General features: G+C 72.4%; 27 protein-coding genes and 1 pseudogene. 11 read left to right on the forward strand and 17 right to left on the reverse strand.

Annotation, left to right across the window (positions count from 1 at the left end):
* Window positions 1–66 precede the first annotated feature (66 nt).
* On the reverse strand, window positions 67–654 hold the full coding sequence (locus tag ACFWY5_RS15995) for a phosphoribosylanthranilate isomerase (RefSeq protein WP_379623116.1): 588 nt from the start codon (window positions 652–654) through the stop codon (window positions 67–69).
* 81 nt (window positions 655–735) lie between these two features.
* On the opposite strand from ACFWY5_RS15995, the gene ACFWY5_RS16000 reads away from it, so the two are divergent.
* Window positions 736–2,133 (forward strand): SLC13 family permease, encoded by a 1,398-nt coding sequence (locus tag ACFWY5_RS16000; protein ID WP_379623118.1) that lies wholly within the window; start codon window positions 736–738, stop codon window positions 2,131–2,133.
* Between the two features lie 9 nt (window positions 2,134–2,142).
* Window positions 2,143–3,585, forward strand: a complete 1,443-nt coding sequence (locus tag ACFWY5_RS16005; protein ID WP_379632566.1) for a glycerate kinase — start codon at window positions 2,143–2,145, stop codon at window positions 3,583–3,585.
* Here the strand turns inward: ACFWY5_RS16005 and ACFWY5_RS16010 are convergent.
* Together ACFWY5_RS16010 and ACFWY5_RS16015 are read right to left on the reverse strand one after the other, a co-directional pair.
* Window positions 3,566–4,243, reverse strand: a complete 678-nt coding sequence (locus ACFWY5_RS16010) for a response regulator (protein ID WP_379623122.1) — start codon at window positions 4,241–4,243, stop codon at window positions 3,566–3,568. The two genes, ACFWY5_RS16005 and ACFWY5_RS16010, sit on opposite strands and share 20 nt — an antisense overlap.
* On the reverse strand, window positions 4,240–5,850 hold the full coding sequence (locus ACFWY5_RS16015; RefSeq protein WP_379623124.1) for a histidine kinase: 1,611 nt from the start codon (window positions 5,848–5,850) through the stop codon (window positions 4,240–4,242). Before ACFWY5_RS16015 ends, ACFWY5_RS16010 begins: the two co-directional genes overlap by 4 nt.
* A 129-nt stretch (window positions 5,851–5,979) precedes the next feature.
* Here ACFWY5_RS16015 and ACFWY5_RS16020 point away from each other — a divergent pair, with 129 nt between their 5' ends.
* Together ACFWY5_RS16020 and ACFWY5_RS16025 are read left to right on the forward strand one after the other, a co-directional pair.
* Window positions 5,980–6,570 carry a class I SAM-dependent methyltransferase gene (locus tag ACFWY5_RS16020; protein WP_379623126.1) on the forward strand — a complete coding sequence of 197 codons (591 nt, stop codon included), beginning with the start codon at window positions 5,980–5,982 and terminating at the stop codon, window positions 6,568–6,570.
* Window positions 6,571–6,647: 77 nt separating this feature from the next.
* Window positions 6,648–7,829: an acyl-CoA dehydrogenase family protein gene (locus ACFWY5_RS16025; protein ID WP_379632567.1), complete on the forward strand. Its 1,182-nt coding sequence runs from the start codon at window positions 6,648–6,650 to the stop codon at window positions 7,827–7,829.
* 41 nt (window positions 7,830–7,870) lie between these two features.
* Here the strand turns inward: ACFWY5_RS16025 and ACFWY5_RS16030 are convergent, their stop codons facing one another.
* The 4 genes from ACFWY5_RS16030 to ACFWY5_RS16045 form a co-directional block, all read right to left on the reverse strand.
* On the reverse strand, window positions 7,871–8,653 hold the full coding sequence (locus ACFWY5_RS16030; protein WP_379623130.1) for an enoyl-CoA hydratase/isomerase family protein: 783 nt from the start codon (window positions 8,651–8,653) through the stop codon (window positions 7,871–7,873).
* Window positions 8,650–9,570, reverse strand: coding sequence for an alpha/beta hydrolase (locus tag ACFWY5_RS16035; RefSeq protein WP_379632569.1), 921 nt, complete (start codon window positions 9,568–9,570; stop codon window positions 8,650–8,652). The genes ACFWY5_RS16030 and ACFWY5_RS16035 overlap by 4 nt, the downstream gene beginning before the upstream one ends.
* 10 nt (window positions 9,571–9,580) lie before the next feature.
* Window positions 9,581–10,264, reverse strand: a complete 684-nt coding sequence (locus ACFWY5_RS16040; RefSeq protein WP_379623134.1) for a gamma-glutamyl-gamma-aminobutyrate hydrolase family protein — start codon at window positions 10,262–10,264, stop codon at window positions 9,581–9,583.
* Window positions 10,265–10,393: 129 nt separating this feature from the next.
* Window positions 10,394–11,290: a LysR family transcriptional regulator gene (locus ACFWY5_RS16045; RefSeq protein ID WP_379632571.1), complete on the reverse strand. Its 897-nt coding sequence runs from the start codon at window positions 11,288–11,290 to the stop codon at window positions 10,394–10,396.
* Window positions 11,291–11,376: 86 nt separating this feature from the next.
* Here ACFWY5_RS16045 and ACFWY5_RS16050 point away from each other — a divergent pair, with 86 nt between their 5' ends.
* The gene (locus tag ACFWY5_RS16050) at window positions 11,377–11,859 is read left to right on the forward strand and encodes a nuclear transport factor 2 family protein (protein ID WP_379632573.1); all 483 of its coding nucleotides are present in this window, start codon (window positions 11,377–11,379) and stop codon (window positions 11,857–11,859) included.
* Here ACFWY5_RS16050 and ACFWY5_RS16055 read toward each other — a convergent pair.
* The 6 genes from ACFWY5_RS16055 to ACFWY5_RS16080 form a co-directional block, all read right to left on the reverse strand.
* A complete protein-coding gene (locus ACFWY5_RS16055; RefSeq protein ID WP_379623140.1) occupies window positions 11,856–13,061 on the reverse strand; it encodes a cytochrome P450 in 1,206 nt (401 codons plus the stop codon). The two genes, ACFWY5_RS16050 and ACFWY5_RS16055, sit on opposite strands and share 4 nt — an antisense overlap.
* On the reverse strand, window positions 13,061–14,227 hold the full coding sequence (locus tag ACFWY5_RS16060; RefSeq protein ID WP_379632575.1) for a cytochrome P450: 1,167 nt from the start codon (window positions 14,225–14,227) through the stop codon (window positions 13,061–13,063). Before ACFWY5_RS16060 ends, ACFWY5_RS16055 begins: the two co-directional genes overlap by 1 nt.
* Entirely contained in the window at window positions 14,224–14,850 is a 627-nt protein-coding gene (locus ACFWY5_RS16065) for an ATP/GTP-binding protein (protein WP_379623144.1), read from the reverse strand. Before ACFWY5_RS16065 ends, ACFWY5_RS16060 begins: the two co-directional genes overlap by 4 nt.
* Window positions 14,828–15,190, reverse strand: coding sequence for a DUF742 domain-containing protein (locus ACFWY5_RS16070; RefSeq protein ID WP_379632578.1), 363 nt, complete (start codon window positions 15,188–15,190; stop codon window positions 14,828–14,830). The genes ACFWY5_RS16065 and ACFWY5_RS16070 overlap by 23 nt, the downstream gene beginning before the upstream one ends.
* Complete coding sequence (locus ACFWY5_RS16075; RefSeq protein ID WP_379632580.1) at window positions 15,187–15,591, reverse strand: roadblock/LC7 domain-containing protein; 405 nt, start codon at window positions 15,589–15,591, stop codon at window positions 15,187–15,189. The genes ACFWY5_RS16070 and ACFWY5_RS16075 overlap by 4 nt, the downstream gene beginning before the upstream one ends.
* A 65-nt stretch (window positions 15,592–15,656) precedes the next feature.
* Window positions 15,657–17,114, reverse strand: coding sequence for an ATP-binding protein (locus tag ACFWY5_RS16080; protein WP_379632582.1), 1,458 nt, complete (start codon window positions 17,112–17,114; stop codon window positions 15,657–15,659).
* A gap of 347 nt (window positions 17,115–17,461) precedes the next feature.
* Between ACFWY5_RS16080 and ACFWY5_RS16085 the strand changes: the two genes are divergently transcribed.
* Window positions 17,462–18,085, forward strand: coding sequence for a PadR family transcriptional regulator (locus ACFWY5_RS16085; protein WP_379623152.1), 624 nt, complete (start codon window positions 17,462–17,464; stop codon window positions 18,083–18,085).
* A 2-nt stretch (window positions 18,086–18,087) separates the two neighbouring features.
* Window positions 18,088–20,055 (forward strand): ABC1 kinase family protein, encoded by a 1,968-nt coding sequence (locus ACFWY5_RS16090; protein WP_379632584.1) that lies wholly within the window; start codon window positions 18,088–18,090, stop codon window positions 20,053–20,055.
* A gap of 31 nt (window positions 20,056–20,086) precedes the next feature.
* On the opposite strand, the gene ACFWY5_RS16095 is transcribed toward ACFWY5_RS16090, so the two are convergent.
* Window positions 20,087–20,260, reverse strand: coding sequence for a hypothetical protein (locus tag ACFWY5_RS16095; protein ID WP_379632586.1), 174 nt, complete (start codon window positions 20,258–20,260; stop codon window positions 20,087–20,089).
* Between the two features lie 47 nt (window positions 20,261–20,307).
* On the opposite strand from ACFWY5_RS16095, the gene ACFWY5_RS16100 reads away from it, so the two are divergent.
* The gene (locus ACFWY5_RS16100) at window positions 20,308–20,562 is read left to right on the forward strand and encodes a hypothetical protein (RefSeq protein WP_379632588.1); all 255 of its coding nucleotides are present in this window, start codon (window positions 20,308–20,310) and stop codon (window positions 20,560–20,562) included.
* Here ACFWY5_RS16100 and ACFWY5_RS16105 read toward each other — a convergent pair.
* Together ACFWY5_RS16105 and ACFWY5_RS16110 are read right to left on the reverse strand one after the other, a co-directional pair.
* Window positions 20,475–20,705 (reverse strand): annotated as a pseudogene (locus ACFWY5_RS16105) (FAD-dependent monooxygenase); the annotation flags it as partial. The gene ACFWY5_RS16100 and the pseudogene ACFWY5_RS16105 sit on opposite strands and share 88 nt — an antisense overlap.
* 67 nt (window positions 20,706–20,772) lie before the next feature.
* Complete coding sequence (locus tag ACFWY5_RS16110; RefSeq protein WP_379632590.1) at window positions 20,773–21,393, reverse strand: TetR/AcrR family transcriptional regulator; 621 nt, start codon at window positions 21,391–21,393, stop codon at window positions 20,773–20,775.
* Between the two features lie 500 nt (window positions 21,394–21,893).
* Between ACFWY5_RS16110 and ACFWY5_RS16115 the strand changes: the two genes are divergently transcribed.
* Complete coding sequence (locus tag ACFWY5_RS16115; protein ID WP_379623160.1) at window positions 21,894–23,012, forward strand: globin domain-containing protein; 1,119 nt, start codon at window positions 21,894–21,896, stop codon at window positions 23,010–23,012.
* A 4-nt stretch (window positions 23,013–23,016) separates the two neighbouring features.
* Here the strand turns inward: ACFWY5_RS16115 and ACFWY5_RS16120 are convergent, their stop codons facing one another.
* Entirely contained in the window at window positions 23,017–23,793 is a 777-nt protein-coding gene (locus ACFWY5_RS16120; RefSeq protein WP_379632592.1) for a helix-turn-helix domain-containing protein, read from the reverse strand.
* A gap of 166 nt (window positions 23,794–23,959) precedes the next feature.
* On the opposite strand from ACFWY5_RS16120, the gene ACFWY5_RS16125 reads away from it, so the two are divergent.
* Together ACFWY5_RS16125 and ACFWY5_RS16130 are read left to right on the forward strand one after the other, a co-directional pair.
* The gene (locus ACFWY5_RS16125; protein ID WP_379623164.1) at window positions 23,960–25,039 is read left to right on the forward strand and encodes a WD40/YVTN/BNR-like repeat-containing protein; all 1,080 of its coding nucleotides are present in this window, start codon (window positions 23,960–23,962) and stop codon (window positions 25,037–25,039) included.
* 3 nt (window positions 25,040–25,042) lie between these two features.
* Window positions 25,043–25,348: a hypothetical protein gene (locus ACFWY5_RS16130; protein WP_379623166.1), complete on the forward strand. Its 306-nt coding sequence runs from the start codon at window positions 25,043–25,045 to the stop codon at window positions 25,346–25,348.
* The last annotated feature ends 37 nt before the right edge of the window (window positions 25,349–25,385 follow it).

Here is a 25,385-nt window from a genome sequence, read left to right on the forward strand (position 1 = left end):
CCGCCCCGGCCTCGCGCGGCCGGTATGGCGGACAGGCATCGCGGGAGCCGTACCTGGGGGGGTGGGTTACCGGCGGGCGGAGGTGAGGAAGGCCCGGATGAGGGCAGAGTCCTTGACGCCGCGCGCGACCTCCACGCCGCTGGAGACGTCCACGCCCCACGGCGCGGCGGCGGCCACCGCCGCGCGCACGTTCTCCGGCGTGAGGCCGCCCGCCAGCAGCCAGCGGCCCGTCGGACGACCGCGGACGGCGGACCAGTCCCACGGCTCGCCCGCGCCCGCCCGGGGCGCGTCGACCAGCAGCAGGTCCTCGTCGTAGGCCCCGCAGCGCAGGTCGGCGTCGGCGGCCACGGCCCGTACCAGCGTGAGGCCCAGGTCCTTCAGCGCGGTGAAGTCGGAGTGCGGGTGGACGCCGTGGAGCTGGATCGCGCGCACGCCCGCCGTCAGCGCCGCGGCTCTGACCGTGTCCGGGTCCTCGCCCTTGAAGACGCCCACGGTCAGGACGTGCGGGGGGACCAGGGCGGCGAGCTCGGCCGCGCGCTCGGGCGTGACGCGGCGCGGGCTGTGGGTGAGCACGAGGCCGATGGCGTCGGCGCCGGCCTCGACGGCGGTGCGGACGTGCTCTTCTTCGCTCAGGCCGCAGATCTTGACGTACACCCCTCCAGGCTACGGCAATCGTGAGAGAGCGCTCATGAACGCCTCATGAACGGGTAATCACGCTCCGCGACGATCGTGGTCGTGACAAGAACGATCTCCGCCCTCCTCCTCAGCGCCCTTGCCGTGACCGCCGTCGTGATCTTCACGCCGGGCCTCGGCACGCAGGGGAAGATCACGCTGGGCGTGTTCGCGGTGGCGACCGTTCTGTGGATGATCGCCAAGGTGGACGACACGCTCGTCGCCCTTGGGGCCGGGCTGGCGCTGGTGGTGTCGGGGGTACTGCCCGCCGACGACTTCTTCGGGGCGCTCGGTGAGCCGACCGTGTGGCTGCTCATCTGCGCCTTCGTGATCGCCGCCGGGGTGTCGGCCTCGGGGCTGGCCGCGCGGGCGACCGCCTGGCTGGTCTCCCGGGCCTCGACCGTACGGCGGCTGGTGCACCTGACCACGGCGGCGCTGGTGGTGAGCGCGTTCGCGGTCCCGGCCACGTCGGGGCGGGCGGCGCTGGCGGTGCCGGTGTTCCTGGCGCTGGCCAAGGTGCTGGAGGGCCGGCGCCGGGTCGTGGTGGCGCTGGCGCTGGTCTTTCCCGCGGTCATCCTGCTCTCGGCGGTCGCCTCCCTCATCGGGGCGGGCGCGCATCTCATCACGGTCGAGATGTTGTTCCAGGCCACGGGCGAGCGGATCGGGTTCGCGCACTGGCTGCTGCTCGGGCTGCCGCTGGCCGTCGTGTCCTCGCACCTGTGCGCCGAGATCGTGCTGCTCATGATCACCCGGCGGGCCGACCGGCGCGAGCCGGTGAGCGTGGACGCCGAAGCGGTCGGCGAGGCCACCGGCGTGCCCGTCAGCGGGCCGCTGGACGGGCCGCAGCGCCGTTCGGCCGTGCTGCTGTGCGTGGTGGTGGCGCTGTGGTGCGCCGAGCCGCTGCACGGGGTCTCGCCCGCGGTCGTCGCGTTCGTCGGCGCGGTGCTCACCGCCACACCGAAGGCCGGGACGATCACCATGAACAAGGCGCTGGCCACCGTGCCCTGGGCGATGCTCATGTTCATGGCCGCCACCATGGCCATGGGCGTGGCCATGACCACGTCGGGGGCGGCCGGCTGGCTGGCCGGCGGGTTGTTCGGGGTGCGGGTGCCGGCCTGGCAGTTCCTGGCCGCGGTGGTCGGCGTGAGCACGCTGGCGCACCTGCTGCTGCAGTCGCGCTCGGCGCGCTCCAGCGTGCTCGTCCCGCTCGTCATCACCGCCGCCGCCGGTCTCGGGGTCTCCCCCGCCGCGGCCGCGTTCGCCTCGACGGCCGCCGCGGGGTTCTGCCACACCCTGCCCGCCTCCGCCAAGCCCGTCGCGCTCTTCCACCGCATCGAGGAGGTCCCCACGTACGGCTCCCGCCACCTGCTGGCCCTGTCGGCTGTGCTCGCGCCGCTGACCGCCGGGCTCGTTCTGCTTTTCGCACTCATGGTGTGGCCGCTTCTCGGCCTGCCCTACTGAAGGATGATCATGCGTATTCTCATCGCCCCGAGTGGTTTCAAGGAGTCCCTGAGCGCGGGGATGGTCGCCGAGGCCATCGCCCGCGGGGTACGCCGGGTTCTGCCGCTGGCCAGGACCGAGACACTGCCCCTGGTGGACGGAGGCGAGGGCTCGGCCGCCGCGCTGGCCGAGGCGCTGGGCGGGCGGCTGGTGCCGTACACGACGACGGGGCCGGTCGGCGCGCCGGTGGACTCGCACCTCGCGCTGCTGCCCGGTGGGACGGCGGTGGTGGAGATGGCGGCGACCGCGGGGCTGCGGCTGGTGCCGCGTGAGCTGCGCGATCCGGGGCTGACCACGACGTACGGAGTGGGCCAGCTGATCGCCGCCGCGCTCGATCACGGGGTGCGGCGGGTGCTGGTCGGCTGCGGCGACTCCGGTACCTCCGACGGCGGCGCGGGCGCCCTGACGGCTCTGGGGGCGCGGCTGCTCGACGCGGAGGGGCGGGCGCTGCCGGCGGGCGGCGCGGCGCTGGCCCGGCTGGACCGGATCGACGTCTCCGGGCTGGACCCCCGGCTGGCGGGCGTGGAACTGCTCGTGGCCTGCAACCCGTGCAACGTGCTGTGCGGCCCGCGCGGCGTGGCGCGGGTGTTCGGGCCGCAGAAGGGGGCCACGCCCGAGCGGGTCGAGGAACTGGCCGCCGCGATGGAGCATTGGGCCGGGGTACTGGAGCGCGACCTCGGCGCCGGCGGGCTGCGGACCGCGCCGGGCAGCGGGGCATCCGGCGGTCTGGGCGCGGGTCTCGCGGCGGTGGGCGGGCGGTTGCTGCCGCGCTTCGAGGTGCTGCTCGACCACGTGGACCTCGACGCGAAGATCGCCGCCGCCGACCTGGTGATCACCGCGGAGGGGGCGATCGACGCGCAGACGCCGTCGGGGAAGATCCCGGCCGAGGTGGCGCGCCGGGCCAAGAGGTACGGCAAGCCCGTCCTCGCCCTGGCCGGAACCATCGGCGCCGGGGCCAGCCAGGTGCACGAGGCGGGCATCGACGCCTTCGAGAGCATCGTGCCGGGGCCCATGCGGCTGGCCGAGGCGATCGACGGCGGCGAGGAGTTCCTGGTGGCGGCGGCCGAGCGGGCGCTGCGCATGGTCATGGTGGGCGCCCGGCTCCAGCGGGCCGGCGGCTCGTCCGAGATCATGAGGGCCGTGCTCCCGGGTTCCTCGGGGAACGGGTCGTCGCCGGGAACGGGCCGCCCGGCCGTCCCGCCCGCGGCCGACGAGGCGTCGGCGGGCCATGTCCCCGGAGGCCGGGTCACGACAAAGCCGAAGCCCGCCGAGCGCTCGATCCCGGCCAAGCCGAAGCCCGCCGAACGCGGGATCCCGGCGAAGCCGAGGCCGGCCGAGCGCGGGATCGCGACGGTGCCGAGGATCCCCGGTGTTCCCCCGCTGACGGAGCTGATCAGGGGGCGGGTCGCGTGATGGGGCGGAAGTGGGCGTCCACCAGCCCCATCCGATGGGCGACCACCGCCGCCTGGATGCGGTTGCGCAGCCCCAGCTTCTCCATCACCGCCCCCACGTGGGTCTTGACCGTGGTCACGCCCACGTGCAGGAGCTCGGCGATCTCGCTGTTGGACAACCCGGAGCCGAGCAGGGTCAGCACGTCCAGTTCCCGGTCGGTCAGGTGGGCCGCCGGCGCGGCCTCGGCGCGTACGTCCTCGGCGGCCAGCGCCCGCTCCACCACCCGGCGCAGCACGGACGGCGCCAGCAGCTGCTCGCCGATCGCGGCCCTGCGCACGGCGTCGACCATGCGCTCGGGCTCGTCGTCCTTGACCAGGAAGCCGAGCGCCCCGGCGCGCAGCGCGGCGTAGACGTTGGCGTCCTCGGCGAAGGTGGTCAGCACGACGATCCTGGCCGACGGGGTTGCCGCCAGGATGCGCCTGGCCGCCTCCAGTCCGTCGACGCGGGGCATGCGCAGGTCCATGAGGATGACGTCGGGCGTGAGGTGGGCGGCCAGGCGCACGGCCTCGGCTCCGTCCTCGGCCTCGCCGACCACCTCCATGCCGCCCGCCGCCTGCAGCAGCATGCGTACGCCCGCCCGTACCAGGGCCTGGTCGTCGGCGACCAGCACGCGGATCACGCGGCGCTCCCCCGGGCGCCGGGCAGGGTGGCGCTCAGCAGCCAGCCGCCGCGGCCGTCGGGGCCGGCGGTCAGGGCGCCGCCGAGGGCGCGCACCCGCTCACGCATCCCGGCCAGCCCCTGGCCGGAGGAGGGCAGCGGCTCGCGGGTGGTGACCGGCGGGCCGTTGCGTACCTCGACCGACAGGCCGCCCGCGGTGCGGGCCGGGGTGACGCTGACGCTCACCTCGGTGCCGGGTCCTGCGTGTTTGAGCACGTTCGTCAAGCCTTCCTGGACGATGCGGGCGGCGGAGGCGCGGGTGACCAGCGGCGCCTCCTCCATGGCGGGGTCGACGTCGAGCGCGACCACGAGGCCGGCGGCGCTCATCCGCTCGGCCGACTCCCTGACCACGTCGCCGGGGTCGGCGAGGAGGTCGGGCGGGCTGTCGGGGTCGCGCAGCAGGTGAAGCAGGCCGCGCAGGTCCTCCAGCGCCTGGTGGCCGGTCTGGCGGATGTCGGCGAGCGCGTCGGCGATCGGGCCCTCGGGCGCGGCGTAGTGGGCGGCTCCGGCCCGCAGCACCATGGCGCCGACGTGGTGGGCGACGATGTCGTGGACCTCGCGGGCGATGCGTTCGCGCTCGGCGAGCTGGTCGGCGCGTACCTGGGCGACGGCCAGGCGGGCCGACTCGCGGGCGCGCAGTTGTTCGGCCGAGCGCGCGGCCTGGTTCGCGCCGAGATAGCGGCCGATCGCCACCGGCGTGACGACCAGCGCCATCAGCACCACGACGCGGACCGGCGTGGTCTCGACGCCGGGCTCGACGACGGCGATCGAGCCCAGGATGCACGCGGCGAGGTAGACCGCGGCGGTCCACAGCCAGGAGGAGACCCGCATCGCGAACACGCCGATGGAGATGAGCACCAGCAGCATGCAGGTGTTGACCACCTGCGGCAGGTAGCTGTCGGCGGCCAGCAGCAGGAGCCCCTGGAGCAGGAAGACCAGGCCGGGCAGCCGCCGCGCGACACCGAGCGACAGCCCGCCGGCCACCGCGAGCAGCCCGGTGACCCAGATCGGCTGCTCGGCGGCGTGCCAGCTCGTCCACGTGCTGAGCACCGCGTAGGCGACGCCGCCCGCCGCGAGCAGCAGGTCGGGCGCGATGGCGCGCTCTTCCAGCCGTACGGCCGGCCGCTGGAGATACGCGCCGAGCAGCGCGGGAAACAGCGCGAGCCCCACCGAGTACATCCACGCGCTGGACGTGAACGCCACGCCCGGGTCGGCGATGTTGAACGCGCAGGCCAGCGCGCCCGCCGCCACGGCCGCCACCATCCAGGGCCAGCGGGTGCGGTAGGCGGCGGCGCCGAGGGCCGCGCACAGCAGCACCTGCGCCGTGTTGGAGGTGAAGGAGCCGATCTGGTCGGTGTAGACGAGGAAGGCCGCGAGGTAGAGGACGACGGCGACCGGCCGGTGGCGCACGAACCCCATCGGCGCCCCGGCCAGCACCGCGAACAGGATCACCGACAGGGCGGGCCGCGCCTCCCAGGCGGGAGCCTTGCCCGAGATGAGCAGGTCCAGGCCGATGCCGGAGGCGGCCAGGAGGAGATCGAGCGGCACTCCCCGCCATCGCCAAGACATGGACAAACGCTATCCCCGCGGGCCGGCCGCCGGGTCCTCCTGGCGGAGGACCGGGCCTCCTCCAAGTGGCCGGAACTCTGTCCGTTGGACCGAGGAGCGAGCCCCGATCTATGCCGTAGGTTTCCTCACATGTCTAACGACACCGCTCTCTTTCTGGGCCAGTTCCTGCGCTCGCCCGCCAGCATCGGCGCGCTCGCACCCAGTTCCAGGCGGCTGGCCGAGGCGGTCTCGGCCCCGATCCCGGAACGCGGAGAACCGGTCGTGGTCGAGCTCGGCCCCGGCACCGGTCCCTTCACGGCCGAGATCCAGCGCCGGTTGTGCGGGCGCGGGCACCATATGGCCGTCGAGTTGAACGACTCGCTGGCCGGGCTGCTCGCCCAGCGCTACCCGCTGGTGGACGTGGTACGCGACGACGCCGCCCGGCTACCGGAACTGCTGGCCGAGCGCCGCCTGAACCGCGCGGACGTGGTCGTCAGCGGCCTGCCCTGGGCCGCCTTCCCGGAGAGCCTGCAGCAGCAGCTGCTCGGCGCGGTGTGCACGGCGCTGGGCGCGGGCGGGGCGTTCACCACGTTCTCCTACATCCACGCCATTCCGCTCAGCGCCGCCCGCCGCTTCCGCAACCTGCTGGACGAGCGGTTCGAAGAGGTCGTGCCGGGCCGTACGGTGTGGCGCAACGCGCCGCCCGCCTTCGTCTTCCACGCGCGCCGCCCCCGCCCCTGAGCCTGAGCCTGACCGCGCGGGTCGACGGTGATCCGCGCGGCTCGACCCTGACCAGAACTTCCTTCTACGATGGGCCGATGGATTTCACGCTTCCGGAGAGCGCGCTGGCCGTCCAGCGCGGCGTCGGCGACATCTGCGCCCGATACGACATGGACTACTGGCAGCGCTGCGAGGCCGAGAAGCGGTGGCCCGAGGAGGTCTGGGCGGAGCTGGCCAAGGGCGGGTGGCTGGGGCTGGCCGTACCCGAGGAGTATGGGGGCGGCGGTCAGGGGCTGCTGGAGCTCGCGGTCGCGACCGAGACGCTGTCGGCGTCGGGATCGGCGGGGGGCTCGGCGTTCACGTACGTGCTGACGCCCGGCTTCGGCGCGCTGACCATCGCCCGGCACGGCACCGGCGAGCAGAAGGCCGCGCTTCTGCCCAAGATGGCCACGGGCGAGATCGAGACCTGCTTCGCGCTGACCGAGCCGGACGCCGGGTCGAACTCCCTGGCCATCACCACCTCGGCCCGCCGCGACGGCGACGAGTTCGTGGTCAGGGGCCAGAAGATCTGGATCACCGGCGTGCAGCGGGCGACCTGGATGCTGCTGGTGACGCGGACGATCCCGGCGGCCGAGGCCAAGCCGCGCACCAACGGCCTGACCGTGCTGCTGGTGAACGTGCCGGAGGCGGTGGCCGCCGGGCAGCTCAGCTACCGGCCGATCCCCAAGATGGGCGCGAACACGACGCCGTCGAACATGGTGTTCCTGGACGACCTGCGGGTGCCGGCGAGCAGTGTCGTGGGCCAGGTGGACCAGGGCGCGCTGGTGCTGTGGGACATCCTCAACCCCGAGCGGATCCTGCTGGCCGCCTCCGCGCTGGGCGGGGCCGAGGTGGCGCTGCGCGTCGGGGTCGGGTACGCGAAGGAGCGCGAGGTGTTCGGCCGGGCGATCGGCGCGAACCAGGCGATCGCGTTCCCGCTGGCCCGGGTCAAGGCCAAGATCGAGCTGGCCCGGCTGATGTTGTACAAGGCGGCGTGGTCGTTCGACCGCGGGCTGCCCTGCGGGACCGAGGCCAACATCGCCAAGCTGACCGCCTCCCAGGCCGCGTGGGAGGCGGCCGACGCGGCCTTCCAGACGCACGGCGGCATGGCGTACTCGCTGGAGTACCCGGTGGCCCGCCTGCTCACCGACGCCCGGATCGGCAAGGTGGCGCCGGTGACCGAGGAACTCCTCCTGAACTACCTGGCCACCCAGGTCCTCGGCCTGCCCCGCAGCTTCTGAGGCGGCGCGGCGAGGAACATGGCGCTGAGCCGGTTGGCGGGCTAGAAGCTCGGCGGCCGCTTCTCGCGCAGGGCCTGGACACCCTCCCGCACGTCGGGGCCGGTGAAGCCGAGGAACTCCATGGCCAGCGAGGCGTCGAAGGCCGGTCCGGCCATGCGCAGCCAGTTGTTGAGCGAGTACTTGGTCAGCCGGATCGCCTCCTGGGCGCCGGCGGCCAGCCGTACCGCGATCTCCATGGCCTTGTCGTGGACCTGGTCGTCGTCCACGCACAGGCTGACCAGGCCCATCCGCTCGGCGTCCGCGCCGGAGACCGGCTCGCACAGCAGCAGGTGGTATTTGGCCTTGGCCATGCCGCACAGCAGCGGCCAGATGATGGCCGCGTGGTCGCCCGCCGCGACGCCGAGGCGGGTGTGGCCGTCGATGATGCGGGCGGTGCGCCCGGCGACGGAGATGTCGGCCAGCAGCGCCACGGCCAGCCCCGCGCCGACCGCCGGGCCCTGGATGGCGGAGACGACCGGCTTGGAGCAGTTGAGGACGTTGTAGACGATGTCGCGGGCCTCGCCGAACACGCGCAGCCGGGTGGCGTGGTCGAGCGTCATCTCCTCGATCATCGACAGGTCGCCCCCGGCGGAGAACGCGCCGCCCTCTCCCCTGACCACGACCGCGCGGACCGCGTCGTCGCGGTCGATGTCGCGCCAGATCTCGGCCAGTTCGCGGTGGCCGGCCATGTCGACGGCGTTGAGGCGGCGCGGCTCGCTGATGGTCACGCGCAGCACGCCGTCGGCGGGCATGTCGGTCTTGAGCTTGTCGTAGGCGTAGGTCACGGGGCCAGGTCCTCGCGCAGCCGCTCCGCCACGTACTCGCGGGCCTCGATCGCCTGGTCGAACAGCCCCGGCAGGCCGAAGAAGCTGTGCACGGCGCCGTCGAACCTGCGTGACTCCACCGCGACCCCGGCCTTGGCCAGGCGCTCGGCGTAGCGCTCGCCCTCGTCGCGCAGCACGTCGCACCCGGCGGTCACGACGGTCGCGGGCGCCAGCCCCTCGCAGGAGTCCAGCCGCAGCGGTGACAGGCGCGGGTCGGCCGGGTCGGCGCCCGGCGCGTACTGGGCGAAGAACCAGGCCATCTCCCCGGCGTCGAGCCCGAAGCCCTCGGCGAACTCCTTGTAGCTCGGCGTGTCCATCGCCGCGTCCATGACCGGGTAGACCAGCACCTGGTGGGCCAGGCTCAGCCCGGCGTCACGGGCCTGCCAGGCGGCCACGGCGGCGAGGTTGCCCCCGGCGCTGTCACCGATGACGGCCACGCGGCCGTTGCTCTGGTAGAAGGCGGGCCGGGCGAAGACGTCGCGCACCACGGCCCAGGCGTCGTCGGCCGCGTCGGGGAAGACGTTTTCCGGAGCGAGCCGGTAGTCGACGGAGACCACGACGGCGCCGGTGCGGATGGCCAGGTCGCGGCCCACGGCGTCGTTGCGCTTGACGCTGCCGAAGACGAAGCCGCCGCCGTGGAAGTAGACCACGACCGGCAGGGCGTCCTCGCCGCGGTCGGAGCGGTAGATCCTGATGGGCACGCCCTCGGCCGTCTCGTCGCGCACGAACGGCAGGTGCGTGATCGGCCCGCGCTCGGCGGCCAGGCCGTCCTCCGCGCGCATCCGCTGGATGGCGCCCAGATCGAGCGTGTCCGGGTCGACGCCCAGATCCGACGGGAAGCGCGCGACGAAGTCCCGCGCCTGGGGATGCAGCGGCATGATCCGAAGCCTAGCGGGCCGCCTCCACGAGCGCATCGAAGAGCTTGATCTCCTCGGCGCGTTCCGGGTGCCACTGCACGCCCACGCCGAACCGGTGCCCCTGAAGCTCGATGCCCTCGACGATCTGGTCGTCGGCCCAGGCGACGGCCAGCAGGCCCGAGCCGAGCCTGCGTACCGACTGGGTGTGCGGGGCCACGACCTCGACCTTGTCGCCCACGGCCTTGCCGAGCTTGCTCGACACGCTCACCTGGATCACGTGCGGGCCCTGTTCGCCGTGCCGTTCGTGGTCGAGCACGTCGGGCAGCCAGGGGATGAGCGTGCCGCCCTGGGCGACGTTGAGCACGTGCATGCCGCGGGCGACGGCCAGGATGGGCACGTCGGCCTGGACGGCGGCGCGGGCCAGCGCCAGCTCGAACCGGTCGCGGTGGGACTGCGGCTCCGCCACCCTGGCGTCGTCGTCCTCGCCGTAGGCCTGCGCACCGACCTCGACGCCACCGGCCAGCACGATGCCCTTCAGCCCGCGTACGTAGTCCTCGACGGCGTGCAGGCCGAGCGGCGGCAGGATCACGGGGGCGCCACCGGCGCGGGTGACGGCTTTGGCATACGAGGGCGGAGACAGCACGGCCTCCCTGACCCAGTCGCCCCAGCGGGCGGCCTCGAAGTAGGCGGTGATACCGATCAGGGGTCGAGACATGCGATCTCCAGGGAGTTGGGGCCTCAAGCCCATCATGGCGCAGACCATTTCGGTTATGTCGGCTCTCCCGGAGATCCCGTTCTGTCACTTCTATCCCCGCCCGAATCTCAGGTGCCGATCCGCTTTCGGCTAGCGGTGGGCGGACAGGAGGTCTCCGGCGGCGCGGGCGAAGGCGAGGACCCGGGCGCTCCCTCCCCCGGACCGCCACATGAGGCCCCACTCCACCGGAGCCGCGTCGCCGAACGGCACGTAGGCCACGTCGGGGCGGGGGTGGTAGCGGCGGGTCTGCGCGCCGACCGGGAACACGCCGCGCCCGGCCCCCACGAGCGTGAGGATCTCGTGCAGGGTCGCCGCCACCGGGCCCGGAGCGATGGCCCGGCCGGCCGGCGTACGGCGGGGCGTGCGGTCGGCCCGGTGCGACTCCGGCACCGACTCGGGCAGCCGCAGCACGGGCACCCTGGCCAGATCCTCGACCGACACCCGCCTCCTGCGGGCGAACGGATGCCCGGCGGGCACCGCCAGCATCCGCGCCTCGCGCACCAGCACCGGCCCGGCCACCACCCCGGCCGCGTCCATGGGGAAGCCGGTCAGCGCCAGGTCGGCCACGCCCTCGCGCAGCCAGGGCACGACGTCGCCGAGCTGCGCCTCCCTGATGTCCACCGCGCACCCCGGCTGCCTGGCGCGGAACTCCTCGGCCGCCCCCACGACGAGCTGCCCGCCGCCCGGGCCCACGAAGGCGACGGTGAGCGTGCCGGTGATGCCCTTGCCGGTCTCGATGGCGCGTTCCACAGCCGCGCCGATCAGCTCCCAGGCGGGCCGGATCTCCTCGTGCAGCTGCCGTCCCACCGCCGACAGCTCGACGCGCCGGCTGCTGCGGTCGAACAGCGGCACCCCGACCTTCCGCTCCAGCTTCTTGATCGTCTGGCTGACCCGGGCTGTGGACACGTGCAGCCGCTCGGCGGCGCGGCCGAAGTGCAGTTCCTCGGCCAGCGTCAGGAAGGCTTCCAGCTCGTATCTCTCCACCATGCCACCCCGGACCGTTAAACCACGCTTCATGATCCTTGCACAGACTCGCATTGATGACGAGAACGGACGAAACAAGGATGAATCACATGTACGTCACTACTGACCGCGCGCTCGCGGACGGCGCGGACCCGCGCGACCTGCCGGAGATCACCGACACCCTGTACCGGTTCGCGCTGGGCCAGGACCTGGGGGACGCGGAGCTGTTCGCCTCGGCCTTCGCCGGGGACGCCGAACTCGACTTCGGCCCTGCCGCCGCGAAGTGGGGGGCCGCGCCGCCCGTGATGTCGGGCAGGGACACGATCGTCTCGACCATCCTGGGCGGGTTCGCGGGCCGGGTGGTGACCACGCACCAGGTCACCAACCCGCGCGTCCAGATCACCGGCGGCACGGCCCGCCTGACCGCGATGGTCGAGGCCCAGCACCTGCTCAGCGCCGACCGGAGCGTGCACGCGCTGCTGAAGAACCTCTACGACGTGGAGCTGGTACGCGAGGACGGGCGCTGGGTGATGAGCCGGGTGGTCATCGACAACGTCTGGTACACCGGCGACCCGCCCGCGATCTTCGGCTAGAGGCGGACCGGGAGGGTGGCGGCGGAGTTGGAGAACAGGGAGGGGACCGGGGGGATGCGCGCGGCGTCCAGCGACATGTCCGGATAGCGGGCGAACAGGGCGGGCAGGGCCACCGCGGCCTCCAGGCGGGCCAGCGCGGCGCCCAGGCACACGTGCGGCCCGCCGCCGAAGGCCAGGTGGCGGCGCTGCTCGCGGGTGATGTCGAAGCGGGCGGCGTCCGCGCCGTGCTGCGCCGCGTCGCGGCCCACGGCGCTGTAGGGGGCGAGAACGGCCTCGCCCGCGGGGATCGTCACACCCGCCACCGTGAGGTCCTCCAGGGGGTAGCGGGCCATGAAGTTGCCGATGGGCGCGTCCCAGCGCAGCGTCTCCTCCACCACCGCGGCCCAGGTGGCCTCGTCGCCCTTCAGGGCCAGGGAGAGCTGGTCGGGGTGGGTCAGCAGCGCCCGTACGGCGTTGACGATGAGGCTCAGCGTCGTCTCGTGCCCGGCGGCCAGCATGAGCCAGATGGTCCCGGCCAGTTCCTCGTCGGTCAGCCGTTCCGGGTCGTCCACCTGCGCGGCGATCAGCGCGCTGGTCAGGTCCTCGCCCGGTGCGGCGTGCTTGTCCGCCACCAGGCGGCCCAGCAGCAGGTAGATGTCGCGCTGGGTGCGCAGCACCTCCTCGGGGGAGGTGGTCGAGCGGAAGATGCTGTCCACCAGCGTGCGCAGCTCGTCGCGCTCGTGCTCGGGCACTCCGACCAGCTCGCAGATCATCCGCATGGGCACCGGGTAGGCGTAGTGCGGGCGCAGGTCCACGGTGCCGTCGGGGGCGGCGTGGCCGGGCAGGTCGTCCAGGAGCCCGTCCACGATCTGCTCCAGCCTCGGCCGCATGCCCTGCACGCGGCGCGGCGTCAGCGTCTGGGTGACGAACTTGCGCAGCCGGTGGTGCTCGCGCCCGTCGGCGGTGACCATGTTGGTGACCTTGACCATGCCGATCAGCGGCCAGTCGTCGGGGATCTCGCCGCGCCGGATGGCGTTCCAGTTGCGCCAGTCCTTGCTCACCCTGCGGTCGGCGACCAGTTCGGCCAGCAGTTCGTGGTGGGTGACGGCCCAGGCCTGGACGCCGCCGGGCAGCTCCACCCGCACGACCGGTCCCGCCTCGCGCAGCCTGGCCGCCTCGCCGTGGTGGTCGGTTCCGGCCGGGTCGAGCGTGATGATGTCCATCAGTGATCTCCAAACAGGACCGGGAGCGCCGCGGGGCAGCGGGTCCACGGCGAGGGGTGCGGGGTGAGCTCGTCCGGCGCCACCGCGAGGCGGACGTCGGGCAGCAGGTGCAGGGCCGTCTCGACCGCGGTGCGGGTGATCAGGCGCGCCGGGACCGGGGCGGGGCAGGCGTGCGGGCCCGCGCTCCACGCCAGGTGGGCCCGGTTGCCGAGTTCGATCACCGCTTCGCCGGTGTGCGCGCTCGGGTCGGCGTTGGCCGCGGCCAGACCCAGGACCAGGGCGTCGCCGCGGGCGATGCGCCGGCCGCCGAGTTCGGTGTCGCGCAGCGCGTACCTGGCCGGCATGTTCGTCATCGGCGGGTCGCGCCACAGGACCTCGTCGAGCGCGTCGTCGACGCCGAGCCGCCCGCCGCGCATGCGGCCGGCGAAGCGCGGATCGGTGAGCACCAGGCGCAGCGTCTGGGAGATCCACGTGGTCGTGGTCTCCTGGGCGGCGGAGATCATCACCACCATCGACTGCAGCACCTCGGCGTCGCCGTTCAGGTCGTGGTGACGCAGGAAGCGGCTGGTGAGGTCCTCGGCGGGGTCCTGCTGGCGGGCGTTCATGATGCCGCCGAGGATCTCCTCGAACTTCTTGTTGCCGGCCTGGGAGTCCTCGGCGCTGCCGAACAGCGCCCGCAGCGCCGCCAGCAGCTCGTGCCCCTGGGTGACGTCCAGGCCGAACAGGTCGGCGATGGCCAGCATGGGGATGACCGCCGCGTACTCCCCCACCAGGTCCGCGCTGCCCTTGTCGCGGAAGCCGGCGATCAGGTCCGCGCACATGCCCTCCACCGAGCGGCGCATGCGCCGCTGGTCGATCGCGGCCACGCCGTCGTCCAGCGGACGGCGCAGCCTGCGGTGCTCGCCGCCGTCGGCGCCGATCACGTTCGGCCGCCAGAACATCATCGGCCCGAGCCCCGAGTCCGGCGGCACCACACCCTCCTGGAACAGCCGCCAGTTGCGGGCGTCGCGGCTGTAGAGCTTCTCCTGGCGGGTGATGGTGAGGATCTCCTGGTAGCCCATGACGAGCCAGGCGCCCACCCCGGGCTCCAGCTCGACCCAGGCCACGTCACCCCACTGCGCCCGCAGTTCCTCGTAGTCGGTCGTGGCCGTGAGCGGGGTGGTCATGCCTTCTCTTTCTGTACGGCGGGCGCCTTCTGGCCCGCCTGCTCTTTCTGTACGGCGTGCTCGACCAGCGTGATGAGGCAGTCGAGGGAGGAGGCCCGGTTCCTGGCGTCGCACTCGACGATCGGCGTGTCCGGGGCCAGGTCGAGCGCCTCGCGCAGCGCCTTCCTGCTGTGCCTGACCGAGTCGGGGAACAGGTTCACCGCCACCGCGAACGGCATGTCGCCGCGGAGTTCGAGCTGGTCGAGCACCTCGAAGCTGCCTTCGAGGCGCCGCGTGTCGATGAGCACCAGCGCACCCACGGCCCCTTCCGACAGCCCCGCCCACAGGTCCCAGAAGCGCTGCTGGCCCGGCGTGCCGAACAGGTAGAGCGCGGTGAGCGGGCTCAGCGTGATGCGGCCGAAGTCCATGGCGACCGTGGTGGTGGCCTTGGCCTCCAGCCCGGCCAGGTCGTCGACGCCGACGCTGGCCTGCGTCATCGTCTCCTCGGTGCGCAGCGGCTCGATCTCGCTGACCGAGCCGATCATGGTGGTCTTTCCGACGCCGAAGTCGCCGACCACGAGGATCTTCACCGATTCCTGGACCGTGTCGGGAAGGTAGCGGTCAGCGGAGCCTGCGGAGGCCATCCAGCACCTCCTTGAGCATGTTCTGTGACGGCCGGGCGACTTCGGGGATACGCGAGCGGGCGGTCAGGTGGCCGGAGTCGACCAGGTCGGAGGCGAGGATCGAGGCGACGCTGAGCGGCAGCTCCAGGTAGGCCGCCGCCTCGGCCAGCGACAGCAGCCTGCGGCACATGCGCACCAGGTCGCGTTCCTGGCGGCTGGCCGAGACCGGCAGCGGCTTGCCCGCCTCGGTGACCACGAGCAGCGTGTCCAGGCCGATCGTGTTGCGCGTGGGGCGGGCCCTGCCCTGGGTCAGCACGTACGGGCGGACCGCCTGGTCCTTGTAGTCGCCCGGGTCCGTCATGCCCTGCGGGCCGGGGTGCTGAAGTTCCGTTCTCCGATCTTGATGACCTGGGCCTGCATCTGCTGGGCGATCAGGCGCGGGTCCACCACCGGCTCGGTGATCACCACCAGGTGGGAGCCGGTGCCCGCCGAGCGCGCGAACAGGTAGCCGCCCTCGAAGCCGACCATCAGCTCCTTGACCGCGCCGCCGTCCATGCCGAACTCCCTGCCGACGCTCTGCGCCAGCGACTGCAGGCCCGAGCAGGCCGCCGACAGGCGGTCGGCGACGTCGCGCGGGGTTCCGGCGGAGCGGGCCTTCAGCAGCCCGTCGGAGCTGAGGACGACGACGTGCCTGACACCGGGGACCCAGACGACCTCGCCGATCATCCAGTCCTGGTCCTGCTGCATCCGTTCCTCCGTCATTCGTCCATCCGTCATCCGCCGTCCATCCGTCGTTCGCCGTCCATCCGTCGTTCGCCGTCCATCCATCATTCGCCGTCGTCGCCGGGCTCGGTGTCGGCGTTGTGGTCGAAGAAGGCCGCCATCCAGGCGCCCGCCTGCTCGGGCGTCGTCTCGGTGTGCGCCGGCGCGGGCTGGTCCGCGGGCACGCCTTCCTCGACCGGGCCTTCCGCCGCGGTGAACAGGCCGCCCGCCGTACCCTCTGCCGGGGGCGCGGCCTCGCCGCGCTTGGAGCGGCGGCGGGGCAGCTCGGGATCCTGGGGGGCGGCGTGCGGCGCCCTTTCCTCCGGTACGGCGGGCCGGGCCGCCCTGACCGGCGGCGCGGACACCGGTTCCAGCGTCTCGACCACGTCGGTCGGCACCAGTACCACGGCGCGCACGCCGCCGTAGGGCGAGGGCAGCAGGTCGGCCAGGAAGCCGTGGCGGCGCACGTAGTGCCCGATGACGGCCAGTCCCGTCTGCGGGATCTCGCCGACCTCGCCGACGCCGACGCTACGGCGGCCGGAGACGACCTCGCGGGCCTGCTCCAGGTGGTGCTCGTCCATGCCGACGCCGCCGTCGTCGATCTCGATGACCGCGCCGCGCTGGACGTTGCGGATGGCCACCAGCACCGTGGTGGCGGGGGGCGAGGACTGGGTGGCGTTGGCCAGCAGTTCGGCGACGAGGTGGATGAGCGGCTCGACGACCTTGGCCGCGGCGGCGGTGTCGGGGTCGCCGGAGACCTCGACGCGCTTGTAGGCGACGATGCGCGAGGCGGCGGCGCGTACCACGTCGACGAGCGCGAGCGGCTTGGGCCACTGCTGGCCCGGCCAGTCGCCGCACAGCACGGCCAGGCTCTGCGCGTGGCGGCCCTGCTGGGCGGCGGCGTGGTCGACCTGCATGCTGGCCTCGAGGACGTCCGGGTTGCCGGGGTGCCGCTCGGCCATGAGCGAGACGGTCTCCTGGATGCGGTGCGCGGAGGTCTGCACCCGGCGCGCCAGGGCCACGACGGCCAGCCGCAGCGACTCCTGCCGCTCGCTGTCCTGCTTGGCGGAGCCGGCCACGGCGTCGAGCACGTCCTCCAGCCGGGCGGCCACCTCCTCGTCCAGGGCCCCGTTCTGGTACGGCGGGGGCACCGGGGTGTCGTTCCCCACCGCCGGGATGCGCTCGGTGACCAGGTGCTTGACCGCCTCGTCGAGGGCGGCGGCGCGCGCGGCCAGGTGGTTGTTCCACTGGAGGTTGCGCTGCTGGACGTGGTGCTGGAACTCGGCCTCGCGCTGCTTACTGGCCCGCTCCCGCTGCTCCAGGGCCTGGACCGTGGCTCCGTGCTCGTACCGGACGGCGGCCACGGCCACGGCGCAGATCAGCGCCAGCACGCCCGCGGCTACGGGTAACCAGGCGGCGGCGCCGGTCGCGGCGGCGAAGGCCAGCAGCGCGGCGAGGATCGGGAGGGCCAGGGTGACGGGCCAGAGCCACTGCGCCTGCTGGGGCGAGCGAGGGGAAGCCATGACAACCTTTGCATGGGTGGATGGGAGGCGTGGCCGTCCTGCGGGGTGTCGCTTGTGGCGGCGGAGGAACTCACACACCAAGATCCGATTATTCCGACTTCACACGATCAGTCAATCCATCCCGCGTTATCTGTCAGATATATGGCAAAAGTTGGTTTTATCCCGGTTTTGGCTGATTTATCAGCCTTTAGGGGCGTTTTCGGGCCTGACCGGCGCGCACCCCGGCCCCAGCGCCCCTAATATGTCTGGCAGATACGTGAGCGCGCGCACCGGGCGAGCGCCGATCGGAGGAGAGGGCAGGTCAGCGCCCTCCGCCATATGTCTGCCAGACGCATTATGCTGGCCGCATGGCACAAGATGATCAGCTGCCCGATCTGACGCCCACCGCGTGGGCGATCCTCGGCTTCCTGTCGTTGAAGGCGCAGTCCGGCTACGAGATCCTGCGGGCCGCGAAGCGCTCGATGGAGGCGTTCTGGGGCATCAGCAACGGCCAGCTCTACCCCCAGCTCCGCCATCTGGCCGAGCAGGGGCTCATCCGGCCGGACGGGGAGGCCGAGGGACCGCGCTCACGCCAGCGCTGGGAGATCACCGACTCCGGCCGCTCCGCGCTGCGCGCCTGGCTGGAGTCGCTGTCCTCGCCCGTCCAGATCAGGGACGAGAACCTCGTCAAACTCTTCTTCGCCGGCGGCGGCAGCCCCGACCTCGTCGGCCGCCTCCTGGAGGAACGCAAGAACATCTTCTCCCAGTTCGAGAAGGTGATCGACGCGGTGCTGCCGGGTGACCAGCTGCCCGAGGCGGAACAGGCCGCCTCCCTGGGCGCGCCCGAGCTCCTGTTCCGCTACGGCAAGCACTTCACGAAGTCGACCATGCGCTGGATCGACCAGGAGGAGTCCCGCATGATGGCGGCCCTGCGGAAGGCCGGCGAGGACGACAAGGCCAAGGAAGACGAAGACGACGAGGGGCGTTCCTGAGCATGGACCTCCTCACTCCCCTCACCCTGGCCGTCACCGCCTGGCTGGCCGCCGTCGTGGCCAGGCGCGCGCTCGGCATCCCGGTCGGCTGGCCCCGCACGATCGTCGTCGGCCTGTTCGTGACCAGCGCCATCGGCTCGGCCGTCACCTCCTTCTCCGAGTTCGCCGGGATCGTCGCCGACGGCCGGATCATGGTCTCGATGCCGGCCGCGTACCTCGTCCTCGGCCTGGTGGTCGCGTGGGTGTTCGTCCTCGGCCTCACCGGCCTCGTGGTGCTGGAGGTGGTCGTCCCCACCGGCACGCTGCCGTCCCCGCTCGACCTGCTCAAGGGCTGGCGGGCCCGCCGCCGCCGGGCCCGCCGCTACGCGCAGATCATGAAGATCGCGGTACGGCACGGCCTCGGCGGCTACCTGCGCGGCAGGCGCAGAGCCGACCCCTACCACGGCGACACGAAACTCGCCCGCTCCCTGAAGGCGGCGCTCAACGAGGGCGGCGTCACCTTCGTCAAGCTCGGGCAGATGCTCTCCACCCGCCGCGACCTGATCCCCGGGCAGTTCGCCGACCAGCTCGCGACCCTGCAGACCCGGGCGGAGCCCGAGCCGTGGCCCGAGATCGAGACGGCCATCAGGGCGGCGCTCGGCCGGCCGGTGGGCGAGGTGTTCGCCTCCGTCGACCCCGAGCCGATGGCCGCCGCCTCCGTCGCCCAGGTGCACGCGGCGCGGCTGCTCGACGGCCGCGAGGTCGTGCTCAAGGTGCAGCGGCCGCGCGCCCGCGCCCAGGTCGCCTCCGACATGGAGATCATCCTCAGGCTCAGCCGCAGGCTGGAGCGCAGCACGCCGTGGGGGCGCTCGCTGCGGGTGTTCACGCTGGCGAAGGGGTTCGCCGCCTCGCTGGACGAGGAGCTCGACTACACCGTCGAACTCGACAACCTGCGCACCGTGTCGGCCACGCTCGACGGCGGCATCGCGGTGCCCGACGTCGTCGAGGAACACTCCAGCGGCACGCTGCTCGTCATGACCCGCCTGCGCGGCACCCCCGTCGGCGCCGCCGGCCCCGTGCTGGCCGCCCTGGGCCGCGAACGCCGCGCCCAGATCGCGCACCAGCTGCTCAGCGAGGTGCTCAGGCAGCAGGTACGCACCGGTGTCTTCCACGCCGACCTGCATCCCGGCAACGTCCTGGTCGACGAGGACGGCGGGCTCGGCCTGCTCGACTTCGGCTCCGTCGGCCGGCTCGACGACTCCACCAGGCGGGCGCTCGGCATGCTGCTGCTGGCCGTCGACAGGGACGACGCGATCGCCGCCACCGACGCCCTGATCGAACTGCTCGACCGTCCGCGTGGCCTGGCCGAACGTGACCTGGAGCGGCAGATCGGGCAGCTCATGGTCCGCTACCGGACCGGGACCGGGCGCGGCGGGTCGAGCGGCATGTTCGGCAGCCTGCTGAGGGTGGTCCACGACAACGGCTTCGCCGTACCGCCGCAGATCGCGGCCGCCTTCCGCGCGCTGGCCGCGCTCGACGGGACCCTCGCGCTGATCAGCCCCGACGTCGACATGGTCGGGGCCGCCCGCGAACAGGGCCGCGCGCTGATGCGCGAGGCCGTCGAGCCCGGCAAGGTCAGGGCCGATCTGGAGGAACGGCTGGCCGGCTACCTGCCGATCCTCCAGCGGCTGCCGCGGCGCGTCAACCACGTCGTCGAGGATCTGGAGCAGGGCAGGCTCTCGTTCAACGTACGGCCGCTGGCCGACGACGGGGACCGGCGGTTCCTGACCGGGCTGGTGCAGCAGATCGTGATCGCGGTGCTGGCGGGGAGCGCGACGCTGGGCGCGATCATGCTGATCACGGCGGACATCGGGCCGATGATCACGCCGAACATCCGGTTGCTGGCGGTGGTCGGGGGCGCGTTCTTGCTGATCGGGTTCATCCTGGCGCTGCGGTCGCTGGCCCTGGTCTTCAACCCGAGATCCGGCTAGCGCCCCTTTCCGGTCCCTGCCGCACGTGTTCTCAGTGGGCCAGCCGGTGCCAGGCCTCGCGGAGCGCCGCCCCGGGATCCGCCACCGCCTCGGCCGCCCGCCAGGCCACGAACCCGTCCGGCCGGATCAGCACCGCCCCGGAACCCGTGATGCCGAACGCCTCGGCGGCGCGACCTTCCGGATCGGCGAGGGTCTCCGGGGGCACCTCGGTGTCCGCGGCGGCTGGACGGCAAGGGGTTCGCGATCTGCCAGGTGAACAACCCGGGGTTCTCCGGCATGGTGCGGGTGGTCGGCGATCGGCTGGCGCTGCATGTCTCGTGCGGGCTCACGTCCGCGAACCCCTCGTCGGCGCCCCGCGCGTTCGGCGGCGACAGCCAGAACTGGTTGGGACTGGCCAGGCTCTCCGCCCACAGCAGCCCGGACCCGGCCAGCTCCCACGGCCCCGCCGCCCGGACCGCCTTCTCCACCCCGGCCGCCCGGAAGTACTCCATCGTCCGCGCGTTGTAGCCGGGGGTACGCGGATGGATCGAGGTGCCCGGATGCCGTTCCACCACCATCACGTCCGCCCCGTGCCGCGCCAGGAACAGCGCGGCCGACAGCCCCACCAGGCTGCCCCCGGCCACCAGAACCTGCGTACGTTCCTCACTCATGAGCCCGCTCCTCGAATTCCGACCATCAGATGCCTGGGCCACGACCCACACCTCGGATCCCGGGCCCTCACCCACGACCCGCTTGTTCGATCCCGATCCCGGCCAGCAAGCGCTCAAGTTCCGCACCGGCCCTCTCACCCGTCCCGGCGGGCAGCGGCGGCCGCATCACCAGGCCGAGCACGCAGTACACGATCAGCGCCGCGGCGGCCTCAGGGTCGAGGTCGCGCCGCACCCGCCCGTCGCCCTGACCACCGCGCAGCCACCCGGCGACGGTACGGTGCCAGTCGTCATGCCAGGCGGCGAGCATGGCCCGCAGGTCCGCGTCCTCCCGCGCCGCCCATGTCATCTCGCTGAGCAGCCGGAACCGCCCCGGCTCCGCCTCCGCCTGCCGCGCCAGCCCGTCCACCATGGCCCGCAGCGCCGCCGGCCCGTCCTCCCAGTCGGCGTCCAGCCCGAGCGGCGCCAGCATCCGCTCCCGGATCGTGTGCTCCAGAACGGCCTTGACCAGGTCGTTCTTGGTAGGAAAGTAGTAATGCAGCGTGGCCACGGTGATCCCGGCCTCGGCGGCGATGTCCCGCGTCCGCGCACCCTCCAGCCCTGACTGCAGCATCGCCCGGTACCCGGCCGCGACCAGCCGCTCCCGCCGCTCCACAGCCCGCGGCCCGTCCTTGGCCCGCTTCACCCCCACACGCCCCGCCTCCTCGCATGTTCAATCACTTGATAGAAAACCCCCGCGAACCCCCTCCTGTCAATCACTTGATAGAAAACCGGCGCCACCAGGTACGGCCCGCATCCCAGCCAGGCAGACAGGACGGGGCGAGGCGGCGCGGCCAGGACAGGAGACGGGGCCGCGTTCGCTGGGCGGTGTGCGGCGGCGGGCCCGGAGGGTGGCGCAATGGGGGCGCCGAAGACGGGGGGAAAGGGGCATGAATGCGAATCCGATTAACTTTCACTTTCAAAGTCCGCTGCCATAACCAGATGAATGCGGAAAATAACGTTACAGTTACGGATAGTTGTGGTTCGCACCATATTGAGGTGAAACGGTTGTGGCCCCAACGTAGTGGTGTAAGACTCCAAAGCGAGCGATCGGCCGAGCCGGGGCCCGTCGAGCGCTCGTCACCCGGAGCCGTCAGGGAGGTGAACATCACGACCGGAATGAGATTCCGGCCGAAAAGTGGGGTCAGTTAAATGACGTTGAATCCGCGCCTGGTCAAGGAAAGTTTCTCCGTCGTCGAACCGGTGGCCGACAAAGCCGCCGCCTACTTCTACGGCCGGTTGTTCGCCGAGAGCCCGCACCTGCGAGGGATGTTCCCTCCGGCCATGGACATCCAGCGTGACCGGCTCTTCACCGCTCTCACCCGCATCGTGTGGAGCCTGGACAGTCCCGACAGCCTGGCCTCCTATCTCGGCCAGCTCGGCCGCGACCACCGCAAGTACGGCGTGATGGCCGAGCACTACACCGCCGTCGGCAACGCGCTCCTGGCCACGATCAGGCGTTTCGCCGCCGACGTGTGGGACGACGAGATCGAGGCGGCCTGGGTCGCCGCCTACACCGCCGCCGCCAACCTCATGATCGAATCGGCTTCCGCCGACGCCGGGGTCTCGCCCGCGTGGTGGCTGGCCGAGGTGATCGACCACGAACGCCGGGCCCAGGACATCGCCGTCCTCACGCTCCGGCCGACGCAACGCCTGCCGTACACGGCGGGACAGTACGTGAACGTCCAGACGGCGCGCTGGCCGCGCGTCTGGCGGACCTTCTCCATCGCCAACGCCCCGCGCGCCGACAACACCCTGCGCCTGCACGTACGCGCGGTGCCCGGCGGCTGGGTGTCGACCACGCTGATCCGGCACACGCGCATCGGCGACACCGTCATGCTCGGCCCGCCCATGGGCACGATGGCGGCCGAGGAGCGCGGCGCGCGCGACATGCTGTGCGTGGCCGGCGGCACCGGGCTGGCGCCGATCAAGGCGATCATCGAGCACGTCATCGCCTCGGGCCGGCGTCCCAACATCCATCTGCTGTACGGCGCGCGTACCGCCGAAGAGCTCTATGACCTGCCGGATCTGATCAGGATGGAGTCGTCGTTCCCGTGGCTGCGCGTGCTGCCCGTGGTCTCCGACCAGCCGTCGTGGGACGGCATGCGCGGCCACCTGCCGGAGGTGACGCAGCGCTTCCACACCTGGTCCGAGCACGACGTCTACGTCTGCGGCCCGCCCGCGATGGTCAACGAGACCGTGCGCCGCCTGCAGATCGACGGCGTCCCGCTGTCACGCATCCACCGCGACATCGTCCGGTCGGAGCGGTGAGCGCCTAACGGAAGAACGCCGCGGTCTCCTCGTCGTTGGGCCAGAACGTCTCGATGGCCAGTTCCGACACCGTCACCTCCACGGGCGTGCCGAACGTCGCGATCGTGGTGAACATCGACAGCACGCGCTCCCCGTGCCGCACCCTCAGCGGCAGCAGGATGTCGGCCGGGCTGGGCACGACGGCGACGTTCAGCTCGACGCCCGGGTAGGTGTAGGCGGCCAGTTCGTCGTGCAGTTCCGCCAGGCGGCCGTCGCCGCTGGTCTCCGCCTGGCGGCGCAGCCGGTGCAGCAGGTGGGCACGTACCTCGGGCAGGTTGAGCAGGCGCCCGCCCATCGCCTCCGGGTGCAGCGACAGCCGCATGATGTTGATCGGGTCCTTCAGCAGGTGGTCGGGCACGCCGTCCATGAACATCCCGGCGGCCTCGTTGGCGGCCACGAGGTTCCACGTCGCGTCGACGACGACCGCCGGGTACGGCTGGTGCCCGGCGAGGATCTTGTCCAGGGCCCGCCGTACCGCGTCCATCTCGGGGGCGGTGACGTCGCGCTCGCGGAAGACCGGCGCGAACCCGGCCGCGACCAGCAGCCGGTTGCGGTGCCGCAGCGGCACCTCCAGCTCCTCGGCGAGTTTCATCACCATCTCGCGGCTCGGCCGGGCCCGGCCGGTCTCCAGGAAGCTGACGTGCCGGGCCGACACCTCGGCCTCGATGGCGAGGTCGAGCTGGCTGACGCGGCGCCGCTGGCGCCAGGATCTCAGCAGGTCACCAAAGGACTCTTCATGCATAGCAAGCGCTTCCATAGCCCGGAATCTACCGAGGGTGGGGAAGTATCACGATTACCTGACGGGTAATCGAACGACCTTCGGTACAAATCCCACAGTCACCGGCGGTACCTGCCATGCCGTGACACGATGGCCGAGAAGCGAACATGCGAACGATGGGAGCTCCGACATGAGTGAGGCCATACTCGCGATCGGCACCCGCAAGGGCCTGTTCCTCGCGCGATCCGGCGACGGCGGCCCGTTCGAGGTCGGCCCGATCCACTTCTCGACGGTCGCCGTGCCCGCCGTGGCGATCGACACCCGCGGCGCCACGCCCCGCCTGCTCGCCGGCATCGAGTACGGCCACTTCGGCCCGTCGGTCATGTACTCCGACGACCTCGGCGAGACCTGGCAGGAGGCCGACCGCGCGCCGATCGCCTTTCCCGAGGACAGCGGCGCCACGCTGGAGCGGGTCTGGCAGCTGCTGCCCTCCCCCAGCGAACCCGACGTGGTCTGGGCCGGGGTGGAGCCGGGCGCGCTGTTCCGCTCGGAGGACGGCGGCGTCACCTACGAACTCGTCGAGGGCCTGTGGCGCCACCCGCACCGCGAGCAGTGGCAGCCCGGCGGCGGCGGGCTGTGCCTGCACACGATCCTGAACCACCCGACCGACCCGAAGATCCTCGGCGTCGCCATCTCCACCGGCGGCTTCTACCGCTCCACCGACGGCGGCGCCACGTGGGAGGCGGCCAACCAGGGCATCCGCGCGCCGTTCATGCCGGAAGGCCAGCAGTACCCGGAGTTCGGGCAGTGCGTGCACAAGGTGACCTTCCACCCCGCGCGCCCGGAACGCCTGTTCCTGCAGCACCACTTCGGCGTCTACCGCAGCGACGACTTCGGCTCGTCCTGGAAGGACATCGGCTCGCCGCTGCCCTCCGACTTCGGCTTCCCGATCGTGGTGGACCCGGCGCGGCCCGACACCGTCTACGTGCTGCCGCTGCAGGCCGACATGGACCGCACCCCGGTCGAGCACCGCTACCGCGTCTACCGCAGCGACGACGCCGGCGACACCTGGCGCCCGCTCGCCGAGGGCCTGCCCGAACCGCCCGTCTACTCCACCGTCCTGCGCGACGCGATGACCGCGTCGGAGGCGGGCGTCTTCTTCGGCACCCGCGACGGCTGCGTGTACGGCTCGCGCGACGGCGGCGAGAGCTGGTCGCAGATCGCCGGCCACCTGCCGGATGTCCAGACCGTCCGGGCGGCGGTGCTCTAGGCGATGGCCAGGCCCGTCACCATGGTGGTGTTCGTGCTCCCCAGTGCCTTCCAGCGGTGGGTCAGCGGGCAGAGCGAGGTGAAGGTCTTCGCCGTGGGCGCCGACCCGCAGACCCCGCCGACGCTCGGCTCGGCGCTCGACACCCTGCGCCGCGTCCACCCGTCGCTGGAGGAACGGCTGCGCGACGAGTACGGCAGCATCCGCCGCCACATCAACATGATCGTGTGCGGCGAGAACGGCCACGGCGTCGGCCGGCTCGACTGCGAACTCCCACCGGGCGCCGAGGTCTACGTCCTGCCCGCCCTCTGACGGCCGCGGCGCCCGCGCTCACGTGGGCGCCCGGTCC

This window comes from Nonomuraea sp. NPDC059007 (genome assembly GCF_042740555.1).
Classification (GTDB): Bacteria; Actinomycetota; Actinomycetes; order Streptosporangiales; family Streptosporangiaceae; genus Nonomuraea.